Origin of the sequence: Delftia sp. JD2 (assembly GCF_001682645.1) — a bacterium.
GTDB classification, from domain to species: Bacteria; Pseudomonadota; Gammaproteobacteria; order Burkholderiales; family Burkholderiaceae_C; genus Comamonas; species Comamonas acidovorans.
Genome location: NZ_LFJT01000046.1, coordinates 22,064 through 40,259 on the forward strand (window position 1 = coordinate 22,064; position 18,196 = coordinate 40,259).

Consider the following 18,196-nt stretch of genomic DNA (forward strand, 5'->3'; position numbering starts at 1 on the left):
GGGAGGGGTGGCCCGAAGGCTTGACCGTGCGTTGGTCCGCCGCTTGACCCAGCATCCGGCTCTCAGGCCATGAGCCCGAGAAGCCAGTCTGCGTATTCCACCGATGCCGCCGTGCTGGCGGCGGAGGGTGACATGCGCGCCGCGTGCGCCGCCTCGGCCATGGCCCGCACATCGCTGGGCGTGTGGCCGAACGCGGCGCGGAAGGCGCGGCTGAAGTGCGCCTCGCTGGCAAAGCCCAGGCGTGCGGCCACCTCGGCAATGCGCAGGCGCCGGTAGGCGGGATTGGACAGCGTGTGGAAGGCCCGCTGCAGACGGCGCTGCTGCACATAGCGCATCACGCCGCCCAGGGGCTCGAAGAGGTGGTAGAGCCGGTGGCGCGAAATGCCGAAGCAGCGGCACAGTGCCTCGGGCGAGAGCGGCGTGCCCAGGTTCCGCGCGATATGGCGCTGGATGCGCTCCAGCGTGGCGGCATGCACCTCGGCGCGGGCTTCGGCCAGGGTGCGCTGGCTGGGGCGCAGGCAGGCGGCCAGCATTTGCAGGGTGGCGTGCACCACGTCATCGGCCTGCGCCGGGCCGATGGAGGGCAGGCGCCGGTGCAGTGCGCCCAGGTGGTCTGCCAGCAGGCCGCCGAACAGGCTGTCGGCGGCCAGCACGGTGCCGTGGGGGCCCGGGGACCCGCAGGCAGCCTCGCCCAGCCTGCGGGGAACGATCAGCGAGAGTACATGGGAGTCCTGGGCCACGGTGTGCTGGGTGCGGGCCATGTCGAAGACGACCACGTCACCGGGGCGGACCCGCAGTTCGCTGCCGTCGCCATGCTGGCCCACGAAACCCCCTGCGCGGTACCACTGCACCAGATAGTGGTCCAGGCCGTCGTGGGCGGCGCGTGCCTGGCCGCGCGAGAAGCGCTGCGCGCCGAAGCGCAGGTCGCCCAGCAGCAATTGGCCCAGGTGGACCGCATGCACCGAGGCATGGAAGCGCCCTGGCGACGCGCCGTGCTCCAGCGGCGCCACGTCGAAAAGCACGGAGATGCTGCTGCGCCACGCCTCGAAGCGGTCTGCCTGCGCCAATTGGTCGGTGGCGAACGTCGTGCTGGGCAGGGCTGTGGCCGGGGGCTGCATTGCGAGGTATCAGCGCAGTAAAAGACAGGACCTGGCAGGACAATCCCGCACGGCGCGGGGTGTTGCCGTGGTCGCCAGGCCGCAACTATACAGGCGCCCCCGGCTGTGTTTCGCAGGAGTCGCGAAGGCGGCACGATGCGCAACAGGGAGCCCGCGGGGACCGGCTGCCGGCCATGCTGGAGCCGGGTCGACGCATCGCAGCTGTCGCTGCGCGGCCTAGGTCAATCCGCCGCCGCCAGCCCGTCGAACGTGGTGCTCGTCACCCAGTCGATGATTTGCGCGTGCGTGTACTGGCCCGATTCCTTGAGCAGGGCCACCACCGGATCGCAGGCCCGCGCGAACAGCGTGTAGAGCACCAGCTCGGCCGGCAGCGCGGGCTGCAGCTGGCCGCTGGTCTGGGCCTCGGTGATCCAGATGCTCAGGCGGTTGCTCAGGGCGATCAGCCGGTCCATGTAGGCATCGTTGGATTGCAGGGAGGCGCTGAGGTTGGAGTTCTGCGCCGGCAGGGAGGGCATTTCGCCTTCCAGCTGGGTCTGCATGGCCCAGCACGTCACGGCCTTGAGCTGGTCCAGCGGGCGCACCGGCGTGCCGGCCTCGGCGGCCTGGGCCGCCGTGTCGCGCAGGCCGTCCACAAAGGCCAGGGCGCGGTCCAGCACGCCCACCATGGCGGCGCCCGCCAGTTCTTCCTTGGAGGTGAACAGCTTGTACAGGCTGGCCTTGGCCATGCCGGCCTCGGCCGCGACCTCGTCCACCGTCATGGCGTCGTAGCCCTTGGTGGCCAGCAACCGGTTGACGGCCGCCACGATGGCCTGCTCGCGCACGCGCTGTATCTGTTCTTTGATGGAGGAGCGGCTAGTCATAGCGATATTTTAGACCTCGCAGGTCATATCTGATACCAAATAGTGCAAAGCGGGTATGTTTGGTTTATAGTTTGAACTCATCAGTTCACGATTTGGTCTTTGTGGTCTAGTCGGGCTGTTCAACCAAGAAGGGCGCCTCCATGCATCGCATTGCTGTCATCGGTTCGGGGATTGCGGGGCTGGCCGCAGCGAGCCGCCTGGCCGCTGCGCCGGGCGGGCCTGCCGTGACCTTGCTGGAGGCGGGCGGCCACTTCGGGGGGCACGCCAACACGGTGGACCTGACGCTGGGCGGCGTGAGCCAGGGCGTGGACACCGGCTTTCTGGTCTTCAACCACCGCACCTATCCGCTGCTGACACGTTTGTTCGAGCAGCTGCAGGTGCCCACGGCTGCCGCCGAGATGTCGTTTTCCGTGCAGGTGCCTGAGGCCGATGGCCGCGCGGGCCTGGAATGGAGCGGCAGTTCGCTGGGCGGCGTGTTCGCGCAGCGGGGCAATCTGCTGCGCCCGCGCTTTCTGAAGATGCTGGCCGAGATCCTGCGCTTCAACCGCCTGGCCACGCGCATCGCCCAGGAAGGCGATGAAGTGCGGCTGCGCAGCGCCATCGGCGATTTTCTGGACGACCACGGCTTTGGCGCCGCCTTCCGTCAGGACTACCTGCTGCCCATGATGGGCTGCATCTGGTCCTGCCCCACCGAGCAGATGCTGCGCTTTCCCGTGGCCACGCTGATCCGCTTTTGCCACAACCACGGCCTGATCCAGGTCACGGACCGGCCGCAGTGGCACACCGTGCGCGGCGGCTCGCGCCAGTACGTGCGGCGCATGGTGGCCGCGCTGCTGAAGGACGGCCGCCACGAGGCGCGCCTGAATGCGCCCGTGCTGGGCCTGCGCCGCGCCGCGCATGGCGCGCTGCTGCAGACGGCGAACGGCACGGAGCCGTTCGACGCCGTGGTGCTGGCCTGCCACAGCGACCAGGCCCTGCGCCTGCTTGGCAGCGATGCCACGCCACAGGAGCGCAGCGTGCTGGGCGCCATCCGCTACCAGCCCAACCAGGCCGTTCTGCACACCGATGCCAGCGTGCTGCCGCGCAGGCAGGCGGCCTGGGCCGCCTGGAACTACGAACGCGCGGCCGACCCGGGGCGGGACCAGGCCGGCGTCTGCCTGCACTACCTGCTCAACCGCCTGCAGCCCCTGCCGTGGCAGCAGCCCGTGATGGTTTCGCTGAACCCGGTGCGCCCGATCGATGAAGGCCAGGTCCATGCGCGCATCGAGTACAGCCACCCGGTGTTCGACCTGGCGGCCATCGAGGCCCAGGGCCGCGTGGCCGGCGTGCAGGGCCAGCGCCGGACCTGGTTCTGCGGCGCATGGTGCGGCTACGGCTTTCACGAAGACGGCCTGCGCTCGGGACTGGACGCGGCCGATGGCCTGCTGCGCGCCCTGCCGGCCTTGCCCGTCCTGCCCGCCAGCGCGGCCTTCGAGGGGGTCGCATGACGGCCCGCCCCCTCATCGGCTTCGGCCATGTCTGGCACCGCCGCCTGCGGCCTGTCGAGCATGCCTTCCGCTATCCCGGCTACTTTCTGATGCTGCCGCTGCGCAGCCTGCGCACGCAGCCGGACGCCGCGCTGCGGCGCAACCGGCTGGGCTGGCTGAGCTTTCATGACAGCGACCACGGCGAGGGCGGCTGCGACGCACTGGCATGGTTCGAGCAGCTGCTGCACAGCGAAGGCATAGCCGACGCCGATGGCGAGGTCTGGCTGCACACCTTCCCGCGCGTGCTGGGCTACGTGTTCAAGCCCGTGAGCTTTTGGTATGCGCACCGCGCCGACGGCTCGCTGGCCGCCGTGCTGGCCGAGGTCAACAACACCTTTGGCGAGCGCCATGCCTACCTGCTGGCGGGGCCGGACCTGGACTGGGGCCGCGAGCAGGTGGCGCGCAAGCAATTCCATGTCTCGCCGTTCTGCGAGGTGCGCGGCGAGTACCGCTTCCGCTTCGAGCGCGGCGAAGACCGCACCCTGGCGCGCGTGGACCTGCACGACGAGGACGGCCCGCTGCTGCAGACCAGCGTGGGCGGCGTGCTGCACCCGCTCGGCGGCGCCACCGTGCGCCGCGCCTTCTTCGGCACGCCCCTGATGACGCTGGGCGTGGTCGCCCGCATCCACTGGCATGCGCTGCGCCTTTGGGCCAAGCGCGTGCCTTTCCATGGCAAACCCTCCGAGCCCAAGCGCTTCGTCACACGATGAACACTACCGCCGCCCCCCTGCTGAGCCCCTCCGCGGCAGCGCCGCGCCGCACGCCTGCACGGGCGCGCCGGGTGCTGAACCTGCTCGAACGCCTGCCCCACGGGCAGCTGGACCTGGAGCAGCCCGATGGCCGCCTGCTGCACCTGCCCCGCCCCCCGTCGGGAGCTGCCGATGCGCATTGCGTGCTGCACGACTGGCAGGCGCTGGAGCGCACGCTCAAATCGGGCGACATCGGGCTGGCCGAAGGCTATATCGCCGGCGAGTGGGACAGCCCCGACCTGGCCGCCCTGCTGCGGCTGTGCATGGCCAACCGCGACCATGTGCAAAGCCTGGTCTATGGCAGCTGGTGGGGCCGGCTGGGCTACCGCCTGCGCCATCTGCTGCAACGCAATACGCGGGCCGGCAGTGCCAGGAACATCCATGCCCATTACGACCTGGGCAATGACTTCTACCGCCTGTGGCTGGACCCGGGCATGAGCTACAGCGCGGCCTGGTTCCAGGGCCGCACGGGCCAAGCGCTGCGCAACGCGGACCTCCAGGAGGCCCAGCAGGCCAAGCTCAGGCGCACGCTGGACGAGGTGCGGCTGCAGCCCGGCCAGCGCCTGCTGGAAATCGGCTGCGGCTGGGGCGGGCTGGCCGAGGCGGCGGCGCAGGAGTTCGGCGCCCGGGTCACGGGCGTGACCCTGTCGCGCGAGCAACTGGTCTGGGGGCAGCAGCGCATGCAGCAGGCGGGCCTGGCCGACGCGGTGGAGCTGCGCTACCAGGACTACCGCGACCTGCCCGCGCGCCATGCGGGCGAGCCCTTCGACGCCATCGTCTCCATCGAGATGTTCGAGGCCGTGGGCCGCGAATACTGGCGCGGCTACTTCCAGACGCTGCGCGACTGCCTCAAGCCCGGGGGCCTGGCCTGCATACAGACCATCACGCTGCGCGAGGACCTGTTCGCGCGCTATCTGCGCTCCACCGACTTCATCCAGCAGTACATCTTCCCGGGTGGCCTGCTGCCCAGCATCCCCGCCTTCGAGCAGGAGGCGCGCCGCGCCGGCCTGGTGGTGGAGCGCCGCATGGCCTTTGGCTGCGACTATGCGGAGACGCTGCGGCGCTGGCGCCAGTCCTTCGAGGAGCGCCTGGAGGCCGTGCGTGCCCAGGGCTTTGACGAACGCTTCGTGCGCATCTGGACCTTCTACCTGGCCTACTGCGAGGCGGCCTTCGACACCGGCAACACCGATGTCGTCCAGTTCACGCTGCGCAAGCCCCTGCCATGACAGCCCCGCAACCCCACGCGTGCCGCGCGCCGCATGCACCCCATGCACCCCGCCGCAAGGCCCTGGCCTGGGGCGCCGCCTGCGTCCTTGCCCCTTCATTGATCACCATGTCCAACGCCCTGCACGCCATCACCCCGACCGCCGAACTTCCGGCCGAACTGCGCAGCGCCCTGCCGTCCGCGCGCCTGATGGGCACGGCCGTGCTGCGCTTTTTCGGCCTGCGCGTCTATGAGGCGCGGCTGTGGGCCGCGCCCGGACTGCTGCCCGAGGACTACGCCCGCCACCCGTTTGCGCTGGAGCTGGTCTACGACCGCAAGCTCGAAGGCGCGGCCATTGCCGAGCGCTCCATCGCCGAAATGCGCAGGGTCGGCAGCTTCACCGAAGAGCAGGCCCGCCAATGGCTGGACCTGATGAAGCAGGCCTTTCCCGATGTGGTGGCCAAGGACCGGCTGCTGGGCCTGAACGACGGCCAGGGCGATGTGCGCTTTTTCCACAACGGCCGGCAGACGGCGCAGCTGCGCGATGCCGACTATGCGCGCCTGTTCTTCGGCATCTGGCTGGCGCCGCAGACCTCGGCGCCTGCCATGCGCACCTCGCTGCTGGGCCAGGGCTGAACGCCAGCGGACCATGCCATGACCTCCGTCCCAGTCCCCGCTCCCGCCCCCGTGCTGCCCTGGCGCACAGGGCTGGCCTATGGCGGGCTGGCCGCGCCGCTGGCCTTTGTGTCCCTGCCCCTGTATGTGAATCTGCCCTACCACTACGCCAGCGTGACCGGCGCGCCGCTGGCCGGGCTGGGCGCCGTGCTGCTGGCCACGCGGGCGCTCGATGCCGTGGTCGATCCGGCCATTGGCCGCCAGGCCGACAGGCTGCTGCGCGGCGGTGTGCGGTCGGCCTGGCGGGCGGCTGCGCTGGGCAGCCTTCTGATGGTGCTGGGTTTCGGGGCGCTGTGGCATCCGCCGCGCGGCTCCGAGGCCGCCATGCTGGGCTGGCTGGCCGGCAGCCTGCTGGTGTGCACGCTGGCCTACAGCTTCGTCACCATCCTCCACCAGGCCTGGGGCACCCGCTGGGGCGGCCAGCCCGCCTGGCGTGCCCGTGTGACGGCCTGGCGCGAGGGCGCCACGCTGGCGGGCGTGCTGCTGGCCAGCGTGCTGCCGGCCGTGATGGGCCTTGACGCCACCAGCGCCGTGCTGGCGCTGGGCCTGGTGCTGGGACTGATGGGGCTGTACCGGCTCCGGGCGCCCGTGGCTCCTGTGCCCCATGTGTCCCATATGTCCCATTTGTCCCATGTGTCCTCTGCGCCCCGCATGCCGCAAGCGGAGTCCCCGGCCTCGTCCACTTCTCCGTGGGCGGATGCCGGGTTTCGCCGGCTGCTGGCCATCTTCATGCTCAATGGCGTGGCCGCGGCCGTTCCCGCCACCTTGCTGCCCTTCTTTGTGGCCGACAGGCTGCAGGCGTCTGCACTGCAGCCCCTGCTGCTGCTGTGCTTCTTTGGCGCGGCGGCCCTGGGCCTGCCGCTGTGGGTGAAGGCCGTCTCGCGCTGGGGCCTGGCGCCCAGCTGGCGCGCGGGCATGCTGGCCAGCGTGCTGGCCTTCGGCTTCACGCCCTGGCTGGGCGCGGGCGACGCCATGGCCTTTGCCGTGATCTGCCTGGCCAGCGGGCTGGCCCTGGGCGCGGACCTGGCCCTGCCGGGCGCACTGCTCACGGGCGTGATCCACGAGTCCGGCCAGGGCGGCCGGGGCGAGGGCCGCTACCTGGGCTGGTGGACCTGCGCCACCAAGCTCAACCTGGCCCTGGCTGCGGGCCTGGCCCTGCCCCTGCTGTCCGCCGCGGGCTACCGCAGCGGCGGAACCGACCCGGCCGGGCTGCAGGCGCTGGCCTGGGCCTATGGCGGGCTGCCGTGCCTGCTCAAGCTGGCGGCGGCGCTGCTGCTTTGGCGCGCCGAGCGATTGCATTCTTCCTGGAGTCACACATGAGCCACATTACCCACTCCACTTCGTTTTCGCCGCTGCGGCGCGTCTGCCTGGGGGCGGCCTTGGCACTGTCCCTGGCGGGCTGTGCCGGGCCTTCGGTCCAGGACTACGCCAAGGAGCAGCCGACGCTGGACCTGCGCCAGTATTTCAACGGGCCGCTGACGGCGCACGGCATGTTCACGGACCGATCGGGCAAGGTGGTCAAGCGATTCACCGTGCGCATGACGGGCCGCTGGAATGGCGACGAGGGATCCCTGGAGGAGCATTTCGTCTACAGCGACGGCAGCACCCAGGAGCGGGTCTGGCATATCCGCCACCTGGGCGACGGCCGCTACAGCGGCCGGGCCGACGACGTGGTGGGCGAGGCCCAGGGCCAGAGCGCGGGCAATGCCATCCGCTGGAGCTATGTGCTGGCTCTGCCCGTGAATGGGCGGGTCTGGAACGTCCACATGGATGACTGGATGTACCTCATGGACGGGCGCACCCTGCTCAACCGCACGGCCATGAGCAAGCTCGGCGTGCACCTGGGCGATGTGACGCTGTCCTTTGTCAAGGAGTGATGGCCATGCCGCTGTTCTCGCGCGGGCTGAACCCGCTGCTGGCTGACTGGAAGGGACGCTCGGCATGGGTGGTGGGCGCCTCCTCGGGCATAGGGCGTGCCACGGCCGAGGCGCTGCACCGGCAGGGCGCCCGCGTGATCGTCTCCGCACGGCATGGCGGCGCGCTGCAGGACTTCGTGCGCGGCCGCGAGGGCTGCCTGGCCCTGCCGCTGGACGTGACCGATGCCGCCGCCGTGGATGCGGCCGCCCAGGCCGTGCTGGCCCACGCGGGCGGGGCGCCCGACCTGATCCTCTACTGCGCGGGCCACTACCGGCCCCTGCGCGCCACCGAGTTCGACCTGGCCGAGATGCAGCACCACCTGGCCGTGAACTATGGCGGCGTGCTGCACCTGCTCGATGCCGCGCTGCCCATGCTGCTCAAGGCTGGCCGGGGCCATCTGGCCCTGGTCGGCTCGGTGGCCGGCTACCGTGGGCTGCCCATGTCCCTGGCCTACGGCCCCACCAAGGCGGCGCTCAACAACCTGGCGGAAAACCTCTATCTGGACCTGCATGGCCTGGGCCTGGGCGTGTCCATCATCAATCCCGGCTTTGTCGATACGCCGCTGACGGCGCAAAACAGCTTCAGCATGCCGGCCCTGATCGGAGCCGACGAGGCAGCCCGGCATATGCTGCAGGGCTGGGCGCAGGGGCGTTTCGAGATGAATTTCCCGCGCCGCTTCACGCGCTGGGTGCGCCTGCTGCGCTGCCTGCCAGACGCCTGGTATTTCTCTGCGGTCCGCCGCTTCACCGGAGCATGAAACCCATGAGCAGCGGCATATCCGATCCGCGACTGGCCCGCTTGGCCCAGGCCTACGAGGCCCTGCGCCGCGACAACCTGCCGGCGCTGCTGTCCCTGTATGCCGAGCAGGCCCTGTTCAAGGACCCGTTCAACGAGGTGCGCGGCCACGCTGCGATCGAGCGCGTGTTTGCCCACATGTTCGAGCAGTTGGACCGGCCCCGCTTCGCTGTCAGCCACGGCGCGGTGCAGGGCGACAGCGGTTTTCTGCTGTGGGAGCTGGGCTTTGTGCGGGCATCCGGCCAGCCCATGCACATCTGCGGCACCAGCTACCTGGAGTTCGATGCGCAGGGGCTGGTGGCAGTGCACCGCGATTTCTGGGACCCGGTGGAGGAAATCTTCGCCAAGGTTCCCGTGCTGGGCGCCGTGGCCAGGGCGCTGCAGCACAAGCTCAGGGCGCCGCAGTAAGCAGCCGGGCCAGCTGCGCCAGGGCGCCGTCCAGCGCGTCGAAACGCGGCGCACCCAGGCAGATGCGCAGCCCGCTGGCCTGCTCCTGCGGGTCCACCATGAGCGAGCCCGGATCGGTCAGCTTCAAACCCAGCGCCGCTGCGGCCGATACCAGGCGGTCGGCGGCTTCGCGCTCCATGGGCAGCCAGGCGTTGTAGGCCTCGGGGTGCAGCACCAGGCCGGAGCCACTCAGGTGTGAGGCGAGGTGTGATGCGGCCAGCCGGCAGCGCCGCTGTGCCTCATGGCGCAGGTCGGCCTGCAGGGAAGCGACCACGCCGTGCGACAGCCATTCATCGATCACGGCGCAGGAGAGGGCCGAAGGCGCCATGGACATCCCCTGCACAAGCTCCACAGCCGCGCCGCACAGCGAAGCGGGCAGCACCAGCATGCCCACCTGCAGCCCCGGGCCCAGGGACTTGGACAGCCCGTTCACATGCAGCGTGATTTCGGGCGCCAGCGTGGCCAGATGGGCCAAGGGTGCGTGATCGGGCAAGCAGGCGGCATACACGCCGTCCTCGATGATCCAGGCGCCTGCGCTGCGGCAGATGTCCACGATCGCCTGCCTGCGCTCCGCGCCCATGGTGGCCGTGGTCGGGTTGTGCAGCGTGGGGGTGAGATAGACCACCTTGCCTTCGGCGGCGGGAATGCCCTCCAGCGCATCGGCCAGCGCCTGCGGCAGCAGGCCCTGCGCGTCGATGGCCAGGCCCTGCAGGGCGCAGCCCTTGCGCCGGGCCAGGGCAATGGCGCCGGGGTAGGTGATGCGCTCGGTCAGCAGCCGGCCCCGGGGCTGGCAGACCAGGTCAAGGGCCAGCGACAGCGCCTGGCGCGCGCTGCTGGTCAGCACCATGTGGTCGGGTTCCACGTTCAGGCCCAGCGTCTGCAGCCAGCGCACGAGCACGCGCCGATGCTCCAGGTGGCCCTGGGGCGGGGCATAGAAGTTGAAATGATCGGCATCGATGCTGCGCGCAATCCCGGTCAGCGTACGAGCCAGGACGCGCGCACTGATGGCGGCCGGCGGCGCGTTGGAAGACAGGTCGATGTCCTCGCCAGCCTGCGCCTGCTGTGACGCCACGAAGGTGCCCCGGCCCTTGACGCTGCGTGTCAGCCCCCGGCGCTCCAGCAGCGCATAGGCCCTGGTCACCGAGCCCAGGCCGATCTGCAGCCTGTCGGCCAGGTCCCTGTGGGCGGGCAGGCGGTCGCCGCCGGCCAGCCGGCCTTCGACGATGTCGTCGGCCAGGGCGCGCGCCAGCCGCTCGGCGGCACTGGCTTCAATGCGCGCAAGACGGGGCGTCCAGGGGGAGGGCAGGAGCATGGTCGGGGCAAGGAAAAAATGAGTGTGCCGTGACACTATTTCATTTGTCGATAGTGTAACGTTCACTCCATGTTCAGCCACATCACCGTCGGCGCCCGTGATCTCGAGCGGGCCGGCCGCTTCTATGACGCGGTGCTTTTCCCGCTGGGACTGCAGCGCCGTGCCGTCCAGCCCGATGGCGGGCCGGCCGCGCTGTGCTGGGTGGCGCCGCCGGCGGCCTTGCCGCGCTTTTATGTCTACAGCCCCTTCAACGGCGAGCCGGCCACGGCGGGCAATGGCGCCATGGTGGCCTTTGTGGCCCCGTCGCCCGACGCGGTGGATGCGGCCCATGCCGCCGGCCTGGCCCGGGGCGGCAGCGACGAAGGCCCGCCCGGCCCGCGCCCGCACTACGGCGATGGCTACTACGGCGCCTACCTGCGCGATCCCGACGGCAACAAGGTCCATGTGGTGCATCGCGCCGATGTGCAGCCGTAGCGCAGATCGGGCCCGTCGCCCGTCTCCCTTTCTTTTCCTTTCCATGCAACAAGGACCGTCTTCATGAGCATTGCCGTTCATATGGTCGACGTTTTCGCCAGCGGCCCGCTGTCCGGCAATCCGCTGGCCGTGATCACCGGTGGGCAGGCGCTGACCACCGCACAGATGCAGCAGCTGACACGCTGGTTCAACCTCTCCGAAACCGCGTTCCTGCTGCCGCCCACGCAGGCGCAGGCCGACTACCGCGTGAGGATTTTCACGCTGGACCGGGAGATGCCTTTTGCCGGCCATCCCACGCTGGGCAGCTGCCATGCCTGGCTGTCCCAGCACGGTGCGCCCAGGAACGCAGGCCACATCGTCCAGGAGTGCGGGGCGGGACTGGTGCAGATACGGCAGGAGCATGGGCGGCTGGCATTCGCCGCGCCGCCCATGCTGCGCTTTGGCGCGCCCACCGCCGATGAGCTGGATGCCGCGCTGCGCATGCTGGGTATCACTGCCGAAGAGGTGCAGGCCGCCTCGTGGATAGACAACGGCCCCGGCTGGCTGGGCATCCGCCTGGCCTCGGCCGAGCAGGTGCTGGCGCTGAACCCGGCCCGGCAGTGGCCCACGCGCATGGACGTGGGCGTGGTGGGACCCTATGCCAGGGGTGTCGGCGGTGCCAGCCCTGCCGCCTGCGAGGTGCGCGCCTTCTTCTCCGATCACCAGGGCGCCATCGTCGAAGACCCCGTCACCGGCAGCCTCAACGCCTCGCTGGCGCAGTGGCTGTTTGCGACAGGGGTGATGGACAGCGACTACATTGCCGCCCAGGGCCGCTGCCTGGGCCGGGACGGCCGCATCTTCCTGACCCGTGACGGCACGGGCCAGGTCTGGGTGGGCGGCACGGCGCGCACCCATGTCGAAGGCGCACTGAGCGGCCTTTGATCCACACCGAAAGAAACCACGAATGACAGCGATCCAAGAGAGCCCCCGCGCTCCCGTCTCATCGGCCAGGGCCAACCTGAAAATGCTGGTGCGCTACAAGGCCTGGGCCAACGGCCTGACCTTCAAGAGCGTGATGGAACTGCCCGAAGGCGAGGCCCTGAAACAGCGCCCCACGAGCTTCGGCAACATGGTGCGCACGCTGAACCACGTCCTTGTGGTGGAGGACATCTTCAGGCACCACCTGCAGGGCCGCAAACATGGCTACACCATGCGCAACACCGACGACACGCCCACGCTGCAGGCGCTGTGGGAATCCGTGCAGGCAATGGACCGCTGGTATGTGGAGTTCGTCGATGCGTGCCCGGATGAAGACCTGGCGAAGGTCGTGCACTTCGAGTTCGTGGGCGGCGGGCAGGGCGCCATGACGCGCGAGCAGATCGTGCTGCACGTGGTGAACCACGGCAGCTACCACCGTGGCTTTGTCAGCGACATGATGTACCAGGTGCCCTTCGTGCCGCCGGCCAACGACCTGCCGGTGTTCCTCAGGGACTGCTACCGCGTGGACGAGCCGGCCTGCGGTTGAGGCAGGGCCAGGGCCTGCTGCGCCAGGGCGCCCTGGAGCACGGGCAGCTCAGGCGGCGTGTTGCCGGGCAGGGCCCATCCCTGGCGCAGCGCACCGGCAAAACCGTCGGCCACACGCGAGTAGGCGCGGCCGCTGGTCATCACCCGGGGCCGGGCCGACCAGGCGATGCGTGCGCCGCCGGCCGCCAGGCGGTCCACCAGGTCCTGGTCCTCGCCGCAGGTGCGTGCGTCGAACCCGCCGGCCTGGCGGTAGTGCCAGGCTGAGATGCCCAGGTTGGCGCCGTGCACGTGGCGGTGGCCGTCGCGGTCCGTGTAGGTGGTCTCGAAGTGCCGCCGCGCCGTGTCCGCCTGGACGCCGTGGGCCGACCAGTCGGCCACTTGCACCGTGCCGCAGACCACGTCGGACTGAAGCGCCAGCTGGTCGGCCAGCCAACTCTGGGAGACCGTGGTGTCTGCGTCCGTGAAGGCCAGCCAGCGGGCGCCCAGCAGCAGCAGGTACTCCGACCCCAGGGCCCGCGCCTTGCCCACGTTGCGCGCGGCAATCGGCAACGGGATGGCGGGCCAGCGGCGCACGGCCGATTCGGTGGCGTCCTGGCAGCTGTCCAGCACCACGACGACGGCCACGGTCTCGCCTTGCAGGTCGGCATGGGCGGCCGCGCAAAACACGCTGTCCAGGCAGCGGCCTATGAGGTCTTCCTCGTCATGGGCTGGGATGCACACGCCGATCATCTGTCCGTCCTTTCAGGGGTTTTCTGCCAGATGTCCAGCTGGAAATCCGGCTCGCTGTGGCTCAGCAGCAAGTGCAGCTGCGCATGGGCCGACACGCTGTCATGCAGGGTGCGAGTGGTCTGCAGGTGATCGTGCGCCCCATGCCGCCAGTGGCACATGAGCCAGTGGCCGCCGCCCTGCAGCGAGGCCAGGCACTGGCGGTTGAAATGCGCCAGTGCCGCGTCGTCGAAGTAGTAGGCGAGCTCCGAGACCACGATGAGATCGAAGCCTTGCTGGGGCACCTGTGGCCATTGCCAGGGCAGGGGCAGGGCCTGCAGGTCCAGGCGGGCGCGGTCCTGCGGCGCAATCCGCTGGCGGCAAAGATCCACGGCCCTGTCCGAGAAATCGACGGCGCACAGCCGGTCGCAGCGCTGCAGCAGGCGCTGCGTGGCCTCGCCATTGCCGCAGCCGGGCTCGAAGCCGTGGGCATAGCGCTCGCGCGGCAGGGCGGCCAGCAGCAGGTCGCGCTTGCGCCGCTCGTACCAGCGCGATGCGACCTGCCAGGGGTCGGGGTCTGCCTGGTACATCTGCTCGAAGTGCTGCCTGGCGCCGTTCATAGAAACACCACTTCAAACGGACGCAGCAGGCGCTGCGTGGCCCAGGACGGCAGGACGGCGTCGCGGCCCGTGGACGGGTCTGGCAGCAGCTGGCTGCGAAAGCACGACAGGGCCTTGCGCTTGAGCGCCAGTTCCTGCGGTGCCAGCGCAATGGCGGCGGCACGGTGCCAGGGCACGCGTGCGTCGCCGGGCTCGGCCCAGTGCCAGGCCCAGATCGGCAGCTCGAAGAGCCTGCAGCCCGTGTGCCGGGCCGCCGTGGCGCAGGCCTGTCCCGTGGCCTCGTGGTCCGGGTGGCCGTCTTCGCGCCAGGTGCACAGCAGCGCGTCCGAGGGCTGCAGCAACTGCTCCAGCCGCTGCAGCAACTGCGCTGCATGCTCGGCGATATGGCCGTCGGGCAGGCCCAGCCGCAGCACCTGCGCCTGCGGCGCAAGCAGGGCCAGGGCCTGGGTGCTCTCCTGCACGCGCTCGCGCTCCAGACGCTGCGGCGGCCACAGCGTCGAGTCGGGGTGGCTGGCTCCGCCATCGGTCACGGAGACGATGAGGCAGGGCATGCCCCGCTCGGCACAGCGGTGCAGCAGGCCGGCGCAGCCCAGGATCTCGTCATCGGGGTGCGGCGCGACGATGACGACGCGGCGCCGGCCGTCCAGTAGGTCGTCCATGGATACCTGCGCTGGCCGGCGTTGCGCAAACCAGGCCTGCCAGCGCGATTCGGGCGTGCCCCGGCCCTCTATGAGGCGCGGCTTCACAGCATCCATGCCGCGCCTCCCGGTGCCTGCGAGGCCTGTGCCTTCTCGGCCAGCAGGCGGCCCAGCGCGGCCTGGTCGCGCTCGGCATGGCTTTGGCGGATGAAGACGGGCAGGTCGGCCATCAGCTGCGCCAGGCCCCTGTTCTTGCACAGCGGGCCGGGACCGATGGCGCGCGGCACGCGCCGCAGCACCTCTTCGGCGGCGGCTTCCACGGCCAGGCGGGCGCGGCTCACGGCCAGCAGGCAGGGGTCCGAGGGCGTGGCATCGATGCAGGCCGCAGCGTCGCGCAGCAGGCCGGCCGCGCTGGCCAGGGCCACGTCCAGCGCGCCCAGGTGGGCCTGGCGGTGCGGGTCCTCGCCTTGACCAACGGCCTGCTGCAGATGGCTGGCGATGCGCGCTGCCGCGCCATGCCAGCAGGCCGCAACGCCTGCGCCGCCATGGTGAAAGCCGGGGCGGCTCAGGTACTGGCCCGGAGCCCCGACCAGCACGCCGGTGGCGCCGTCGAAGTGCACATCGGCGCTGGCGCTGGCGGCCATGCCCACGGCCTGCCAGTGGCTGTCGTCCCTGCGGATGCCGGGCTGGTCCATGGTGACGGCGATCAGGCAGCGCTGGCCGTCTGCCAGCCAGCCGCTGACCAGGGCGCGGTCCACGGCGCGGGCGCCTGAGCACCAGGGCTTGTGGCCGGACAGGCGAACCGCAGAGCCTGCCTGCAGCGTCGTGCGTTGCGTGGCGTCGGGAGATGCCGCCGTGGCCTGCACGCGCTCGCCCGGCGGCTCGGCGCACCAGACGGCCCAGCGCAGTCCCTCGGTGGCCAGGTCGGCCTGCAGTTCGGACAGGATGGCCAGGGCATCGGTATGGCCTTCATAGAGCTTGGCCAGGCCCAGGCTGTGGGCGGCCACTTCGGCCAGTGCTCGCCAGCGCTGCAGCGTGTGGCCATGGCCCGGCAGCGGCAGGCGGTCGGCGCCCTGCGCTACCAGCAGGGCCAATTGGTCCGCCGGCGACAGGTCCGCATGGCCGCGCAAGGCCTGGGCCAGCGTGTCGCTGCATGTCCACGCATTGGCGTGCTCGTCGTTGTGCTGGGCCATCACCGCTCACCTTCCTTTTTCGTGCCTTGCGCAGCCTGGAAAATGGGGGGAGACGCCAGGCGATGCCATGGTGCCGGGAGGATGAACGCGGCGCCGCAGGAGCAGGAAGGCATTACCTGTCGGAGATCACCGACCGGCAGGCGTCCCGTTCCACGCCGTCGGCAGGGCAGGCGGCCAGTTCCAGGCGCAGCGGCGCCTGCTCCTGCCTGATCGAGGGAACGGGGATGCCGAAGTCTTCCCTTTCCCTGTGCTCCATCGGCCTGGCCTCTTTCAAGGCAGACAGAAAGGCCTTGCGCCACCAGTGCACGTCCTGCTCGGCAATGCGCTGCAGCAGCCGCTGGTGCCGCTGGCGCCTTTCCTGCAGCGGCATCTGCAGGGCCTGCTGCACCACGGCTGCCGTGCCGTGCACGTCGTAGGGATTGACCAGCAGCGCCTCCTGCAGCTGCTCGGCAGCGCCGGCAAACCGCGACAGCACCAGCACGCCCGGGTCGGCCGGGTTCTGGGCCGCCACGTACTCCTTGGCCACGAGGTTCATGCCATCGCGCAGCGGGGTGACCAGCCCCACGGCCGCCGCGCGGCACAGTCCCGGAATGCCGTCGCGCGGCAGGGTCTGGTGGATGTAGCGCACGGGCATCCAGTCCAGCTCGCCGTAGTCGCCGTTGATGGCGCCGCACAGCGATTCGAGTTCACGCCGTATGTCGGCATACGCGTCCAGGCCCTCGCGCGTGGGCGAGCCGATCTGGATCAGCGTGGCGCTGCGGCGCTGCTCGGGATGGCGGGCCAGCAGCTCCCGGAAGGCGCGCAGGCGCTGCGGCAGGCCCTTGGAGTAGTCCAGCCGGTCTATGCCCAGCAGCAGGCGGCGCTGGGCGTATTCGTGCTTCATGCGCTCGTACATGTCCCGCGAGGCGTCGCCCTGTGCAAGCGCCATGAAACCTTCCACATCGATGCCTATGGGGAAGGCGCGGCAGACCAGGCGCTGGCCATGGGCGCGGAATGCGCCGTCGCCCAGGGCCTGACCGCCCGCCTCCTCGCAGACATAGCGCTCGAAATGCTGCACGTCCTGGCGGGTCTGCAGGCCCACGAGGTCATAGGCGAACAGGCAGCGCATCAGCCATGCATGCTCGGGAATGGCCGCCAGCAGGGTCGGCGGGGGCAATGGGATGTGCAGGAAAAAGCCGATGCGCTGGCGGCAGCCCAGGGCGCGCAGCTCGGCCGCCAGCGGGATCAGGTGGTAGTCATGCACCCAGAGGATGTCGTCCTCCGCCAGCAGGGGCAGCAGCCGGCGCGCAAGCAGCTGGTTCACGCGGCGGTAGCCGGCCGCAAGGCCCGTGTCGAAATTCGCCAGGTCCAGCCGGCCATGGAAGACGGGCCACAGCACGCCGTTGCTGTAGCCCGCGTAGTAGCTGTCGTGGTCCGCGCGGTCCAGGTCCACCGTGGCCAGCGTGACCTTGCCGGCCTGGGTGCGGTGCACATGGCCGGCAGGCGCGGCCTGGGCACCGTCGTCGGTGACGGTTCCGCTCCAGCCGAACCACAGGCCGCCCGTCTGCCGCAGCGCATCGCCCATGGCCACGGCAAGGCCCCCGGCTGCGGTCCTGCACGGATCGGCCACGCGGTTGGAGATCACCACCAGCCGGCTCATGGCAGGGCCTCCGCGCAGGTCTGTGCCGCCAGGTGCATGCATGCGGACTGCAGCCAGGCGTGCACGGCCTGCGGGCTGTCCAGCCGGTGGCGGGCCCCGCTTGCGCCTTCGCCCACCTTGATCGCCATGCCGCCGTGCGCCTGCACCACGGCAAAGCCGCTCTCGTCCGTGACATCGTCACCGGCAAACACGGGGGTGCGGCCGGCGAACGGCTCTTCGCGCAGAAAGGCCGCAATGGCGCGGCCCTTGTCCACGCCCGCAGGCCTGACCTCCAGCACGCATTTGCCGTGCAGCAGCTCCAGACCGGGCAGGTGCCGCAGTGCGCGGCTCAATGTATCCAGGCACAGCGCCGCCAATTCTGGCGCGCGCCGGTAGTGCAGTGCGACCGAGGAGCGCTTGCGCTCCACCAGCAGGAAGGGATGATCGGCCGCCAAGGCATTGCACAACTGCAGCACGGTCTCTGGCATGGCCAATGGCTGCGGGTGCAGGCGGCCTGCGGCATCCCGCCGCTGCAGGCCATGCTCGCAGGCGGCGGGCAGATGCAGCGGCGTCAGAAAGTGGTCCAGCACCTCGATCTGACGGCCTGTGACGATGGCCAGCGCGCCATCGAGCCGGCCCTGCAGGCCGGCCAGCAGCGGGAGCAGGGCGGGATCCGGCCTGATGGCGTCCGGTGTCTCGGCCAGGGGCACGAGCGTGCCATCGAAGTCGAGGAACAGCGCGGATCTGCAGGTGGGGAGCGGAGGTGTTTCCATGGAGAGACCAAGGTATCGAGTGCCAGGTCCATCGGCCGTCAGCCGAGCGCTTGTGCGGGGATCGGCCAT

The 18,196-nt window shown here is 70.3% G+C and carries 20 protein-coding genes; 11 read left to right on the plus strand and 9 right to left on the minus strand.

Annotated elements, in window-relative coordinates:
* Positions 1–62 precede the first annotated feature (62 nt).
* Positions 63–1,118, minus strand: coding sequence for a helix-turn-helix domain-containing protein (locus ACM14_RS21625; protein WP_065347286.1), 1,056 nt, complete (start codon positions 1,116–1,118; stop codon positions 63–65).
* Between the two features lie 221 nt (positions 1,119–1,339).
* Positions 1,340–1,978 carry a TetR/AcrR family transcriptional regulator gene (locus ACM14_RS21630; RefSeq protein ID WP_034397292.1) on the minus strand — a complete coding sequence of 213 codons (639 nt, stop codon included), beginning with the start codon at positions 1,976–1,978 and terminating at the stop codon, positions 1,340–1,342.
* 140 nt (positions 1,979–2,118) lie between these two features.
* Here ACM14_RS21630 and ACM14_RS21635 point away from each other — a divergent pair, with 140 nt between their 5' ends.
* From ACM14_RS21635 to ACM14_RS21670, 8 genes are read left to right on the plus strand one after another with little or no spacing between them, the layout of a single operon-like run.
* Entirely contained in the window at positions 2,119–3,465 is a 1,347-nt protein-coding gene (locus ACM14_RS21635; RefSeq protein WP_065347287.1) for an NAD(P)/FAD-dependent oxidoreductase, read from the plus strand.
* Positions 3,462–4,214 (plus strand): DUF1365 domain-containing protein, encoded by a 753-nt coding sequence (locus ACM14_RS21640; protein WP_065347288.1) that lies wholly within the window; start codon positions 3,462–3,464, stop codon positions 4,212–4,214. Before ACM14_RS21635 ends, ACM14_RS21640 begins: the two co-directional genes overlap by 4 nt.
* Positions 4,211–5,479, plus strand: a complete 1,269-nt coding sequence (locus ACM14_RS21645; RefSeq protein WP_065347289.1) for a cyclopropane-fatty-acyl-phospholipid synthase family protein — start codon at positions 4,211–4,213, stop codon at positions 5,477–5,479. The genes ACM14_RS21640 and ACM14_RS21645 overlap by 4 nt, the downstream gene beginning before the upstream one ends.
* Positions 5,476–6,093 carry a hypothetical protein gene (locus tag ACM14_RS21650; RefSeq protein WP_065347290.1) on the plus strand — a complete coding sequence of 206 codons (618 nt, stop codon included), beginning with the start codon at positions 5,476–5,478 and terminating at the stop codon, positions 6,091–6,093. The genes ACM14_RS21645 and ACM14_RS21650 overlap by 4 nt, the downstream gene beginning before the upstream one ends.
* An 18-nt stretch (positions 6,094–6,111) precedes the next feature.
* Positions 6,112–7,452, plus strand: coding sequence for an MFS transporter (locus ACM14_RS21655; RefSeq protein WP_065347291.1), 1,341 nt, complete (start codon positions 6,112–6,114; stop codon positions 7,450–7,452).
* Complete coding sequence (locus ACM14_RS21660; RefSeq protein WP_065347292.1) at positions 7,449–8,009, plus strand: DUF3833 domain-containing protein; 561 nt, start codon at positions 7,449–7,451, stop codon at positions 8,007–8,009. Before ACM14_RS21655 ends, ACM14_RS21660 begins: the two co-directional genes overlap by 4 nt.
* Before the next feature lie 5 nt (positions 8,010–8,014).
* On the plus strand, positions 8,015–8,806 hold the full coding sequence (locus ACM14_RS21665; protein WP_012207677.1) for an SDR family oxidoreductase: 792 nt from the start codon (positions 8,015–8,017) through the stop codon (positions 8,804–8,806).
* Positions 8,807–8,811: 5 nt separating this feature from the next.
* Complete coding sequence (locus ACM14_RS21670; RefSeq protein WP_065347293.1) at positions 8,812–9,252, plus strand: nuclear transport factor 2 family protein; 441 nt, start codon at positions 8,812–8,814, stop codon at positions 9,250–9,252.
* Here ACM14_RS21670 and ACM14_RS21675 read toward each other — a convergent pair.
* Positions 9,236–10,603, minus strand: a complete 1,368-nt coding sequence (locus ACM14_RS21675; protein WP_065347294.1) for a PLP-dependent aminotransferase family protein — start codon at positions 10,601–10,603, stop codon at positions 9,236–9,238. The two genes, ACM14_RS21670 and ACM14_RS21675, sit on opposite strands and share 17 nt — an antisense overlap.
* Before the next feature lie 69 nt (positions 10,604–10,672).
* On the opposite strand from ACM14_RS21675, the gene ACM14_RS21680 reads away from it, so the two are divergent.
* From ACM14_RS21680 to ACM14_RS21690, 3 genes are all read left to right on the plus strand, one after another.
* Positions 10,673–11,077: a VOC family protein gene (locus tag ACM14_RS21680; protein ID WP_065347295.1), complete on the plus strand. Its 405-nt coding sequence runs from the start codon at positions 10,673–10,675 to the stop codon at positions 11,075–11,077.
* Between the two features lie 63 nt (positions 11,078–11,140).
* Positions 11,141–11,998, plus strand: coding sequence for a PhzF family phenazine biosynthesis protein (locus ACM14_RS21685; protein WP_043782983.1), 858 nt, complete (start codon positions 11,141–11,143; stop codon positions 11,996–11,998).
* 22 nt (positions 11,999–12,020) lie between these two features.
* Complete coding sequence (locus ACM14_RS21690) at positions 12,021–12,581, plus strand: DinB family protein (RefSeq protein ID WP_065347296.1); 561 nt, start codon at positions 12,021–12,023, stop codon at positions 12,579–12,581.
* Here the strand turns inward: ACM14_RS21690 and ACM14_RS21695 are convergent.
* The 6 genes from ACM14_RS21695 to otsB form a co-directional block, all read right to left on the minus strand.
* On the minus strand, positions 12,551–13,309 hold the full coding sequence (locus ACM14_RS21695) for a glycosyltransferase family 2 protein (protein ID WP_013800478.1): 759 nt from the start codon (positions 13,307–13,309) through the stop codon (positions 12,551–12,553). The genes ACM14_RS21690 and ACM14_RS21695 overlap by 31 nt on opposite strands.
* Positions 13,306–13,905, minus strand: a complete 600-nt coding sequence (locus ACM14_RS21700; RefSeq protein WP_065347297.1) for a class I SAM-dependent methyltransferase — start codon at positions 13,903–13,905, stop codon at positions 13,306–13,308. The genes ACM14_RS21695 and ACM14_RS21700 overlap by 4 nt, the downstream gene beginning before the upstream one ends.
* On the minus strand, positions 13,902–14,660 hold the full coding sequence (locus ACM14_RS21705; protein ID WP_065347298.1) for a PIG-L deacetylase family protein: 759 nt from the start codon (positions 14,658–14,660) through the stop codon (positions 13,902–13,904). The genes ACM14_RS21700 and ACM14_RS21705 overlap by 4 nt, the downstream gene beginning before the upstream one ends.
* The gene (locus ACM14_RS21710; RefSeq protein WP_065347299.1) at positions 14,648–15,736 is read right to left on the minus strand and encodes an acyl-CoA dehydrogenase family protein; all 1,089 of its coding nucleotides are present in this window, start codon (positions 15,734–15,736) and stop codon (positions 14,648–14,650) included. Before ACM14_RS21710 ends, ACM14_RS21705 begins: the two co-directional genes overlap by 13 nt.
* A gap of 112 nt (positions 15,737–15,848) precedes the next feature.
* Entirely contained in the window at positions 15,849–17,375 is a 1,527-nt protein-coding gene (locus tag ACM14_RS21715; RefSeq protein ID WP_065347300.1) for a trehalose-6-phosphate synthase, read from the minus strand.
* Entirely contained in the window at positions 17,372–18,127 is a 756-nt protein-coding gene (gene otsB / locus ACM14_RS21720) for a trehalose-phosphatase (RefSeq protein ID WP_232245256.1), read from the minus strand. Before otsB ends, ACM14_RS21715 begins: the two co-directional genes overlap by 4 nt.
* Positions 18,128–18,196: the final 69 nt, after the last annotated feature.

What these genes read in the sequence shown, in the direction of transcription:
- ACM14_RS21680 (WP_065347295.1), top strand. Translation starts at nt 10,673, where the DNA reads ATGTTCAGCCACATCACCGTCGGCGCCCGTGATCTCGAGCGGGCCGGC.
- ACM14_RS21675 (WP_065347294.1), bottom strand. Translation starts at nt 10,603, where the DNA reads ATGCTCCTGCCCTCCCCCTGGACGCCCCGTCTTGCGCGCATTGAAGCC.
- ACM14_RS21645 (WP_065347289.1), top strand. Translation starts at nt 4,211, where the DNA reads ATGAACACTACCGCCGCCCCCCTGCTGAGCCCCTCCGCGGCAGCGCCG.
- ACM14_RS21625 (WP_065347286.1), bottom strand. Translation starts at nt 1,118, where the DNA reads ATGCAGCCCCCGGCCACAGCCCTGCCCAGCACGACGTTCGCCACCGAC.
- otsB (WP_232245256.1), bottom strand. Translation starts at nt 18,127, where the DNA reads ATGGAAACACCTCCGCTCCCCACCTGCAGATCCGCGCTGTTCCTCGAC.
- ACM14_RS21640 (WP_065347288.1), top strand. Translation starts at nt 3,462, where the DNA reads ATGACGGCCCGCCCCCTCATCGGCTTCGGCCATGTCTGGCACCGCCGC.
- ACM14_RS21660 (WP_065347292.1), top strand. Translation starts at nt 7,449, where the DNA reads ATGAGCCACATTACCCACTCCACTTCGTTTTCGCCGCTGCGGCGCGTC.
- ACM14_RS21710 (WP_065347299.1), bottom strand. Translation starts at nt 15,736, where the DNA reads ATGGCCCAGCACAACGACGAGCACGCCAATGCGTGGACATGCAGCGAC.
- ACM14_RS21690 (WP_065347296.1), top strand. Translation starts at nt 12,021, where the DNA reads ATGACAGCGATCCAAGAGAGCCCCCGCGCTCCCGTCTCATCGGCCAGG.
- ACM14_RS21665 (WP_012207677.1), top strand. Translation starts at nt 8,015, where the DNA reads ATGCCGCTGTTCTCGCGCGGGCTGAACCCGCTGCTGGCTGACTGGAAG.
- ACM14_RS21655 (WP_065347291.1), top strand. Translation starts at nt 6,112, where the DNA reads ATGACCTCCGTCCCAGTCCCCGCTCCCGCCCCCGTGCTGCCCTGGCGC.
- ACM14_RS21700 (WP_065347297.1), bottom strand. Translation starts at nt 13,905, where the DNA reads ATGAACGGCGCCAGGCAGCACTTCGAGCAGATGTACCAGGCAGACCCC.
- ACM14_RS21650 (WP_065347290.1), top strand. Translation starts at nt 5,476, where the DNA reads ATGACAGCCCCGCAACCCCACGCGTGCCGCGCGCCGCATGCACCCCAT.
- ACM14_RS21635 (WP_065347287.1), top strand. Translation starts at nt 2,119, where the DNA reads ATGCATCGCATTGCTGTCATCGGTTCGGGGATTGCGGGGCTGGCCGCA.
- ACM14_RS21630 (WP_034397292.1), bottom strand. Translation starts at nt 1,978, where the DNA reads ATGACTAGCCGCTCCTCCATCAAAGAACAGATACAGCGCGTGCGCGAG.
- ACM14_RS21705 (WP_065347298.1), bottom strand. Translation starts at nt 14,660, where the DNA reads ATGGATGCTGTGAAGCCGCGCCTCATAGAGGGCCGGGGCACGCCCGAA.
- ACM14_RS21695 (WP_013800478.1), bottom strand. Translation starts at nt 13,309, where the DNA reads ATGATCGGCGTGTGCATCCCAGCCCATGACGAGGAAGACCTCATAGGC.
- ACM14_RS21670 (WP_065347293.1), top strand. Translation starts at nt 8,812, where the DNA reads ATGAGCAGCGGCATATCCGATCCGCGACTGGCCCGCTTGGCCCAGGCC.
- ACM14_RS21685 (WP_043782983.1), top strand. Translation starts at nt 11,141, where the DNA reads ATGAGCATTGCCGTTCATATGGTCGACGTTTTCGCCAGCGGCCCGCTG.
- ACM14_RS21715 (WP_065347300.1), bottom strand. Translation starts at nt 17,375, where the DNA reads ATGAGCCGGCTGGTGGTGATCTCCAACCGCGTGGCCGATCCGTGCAGG.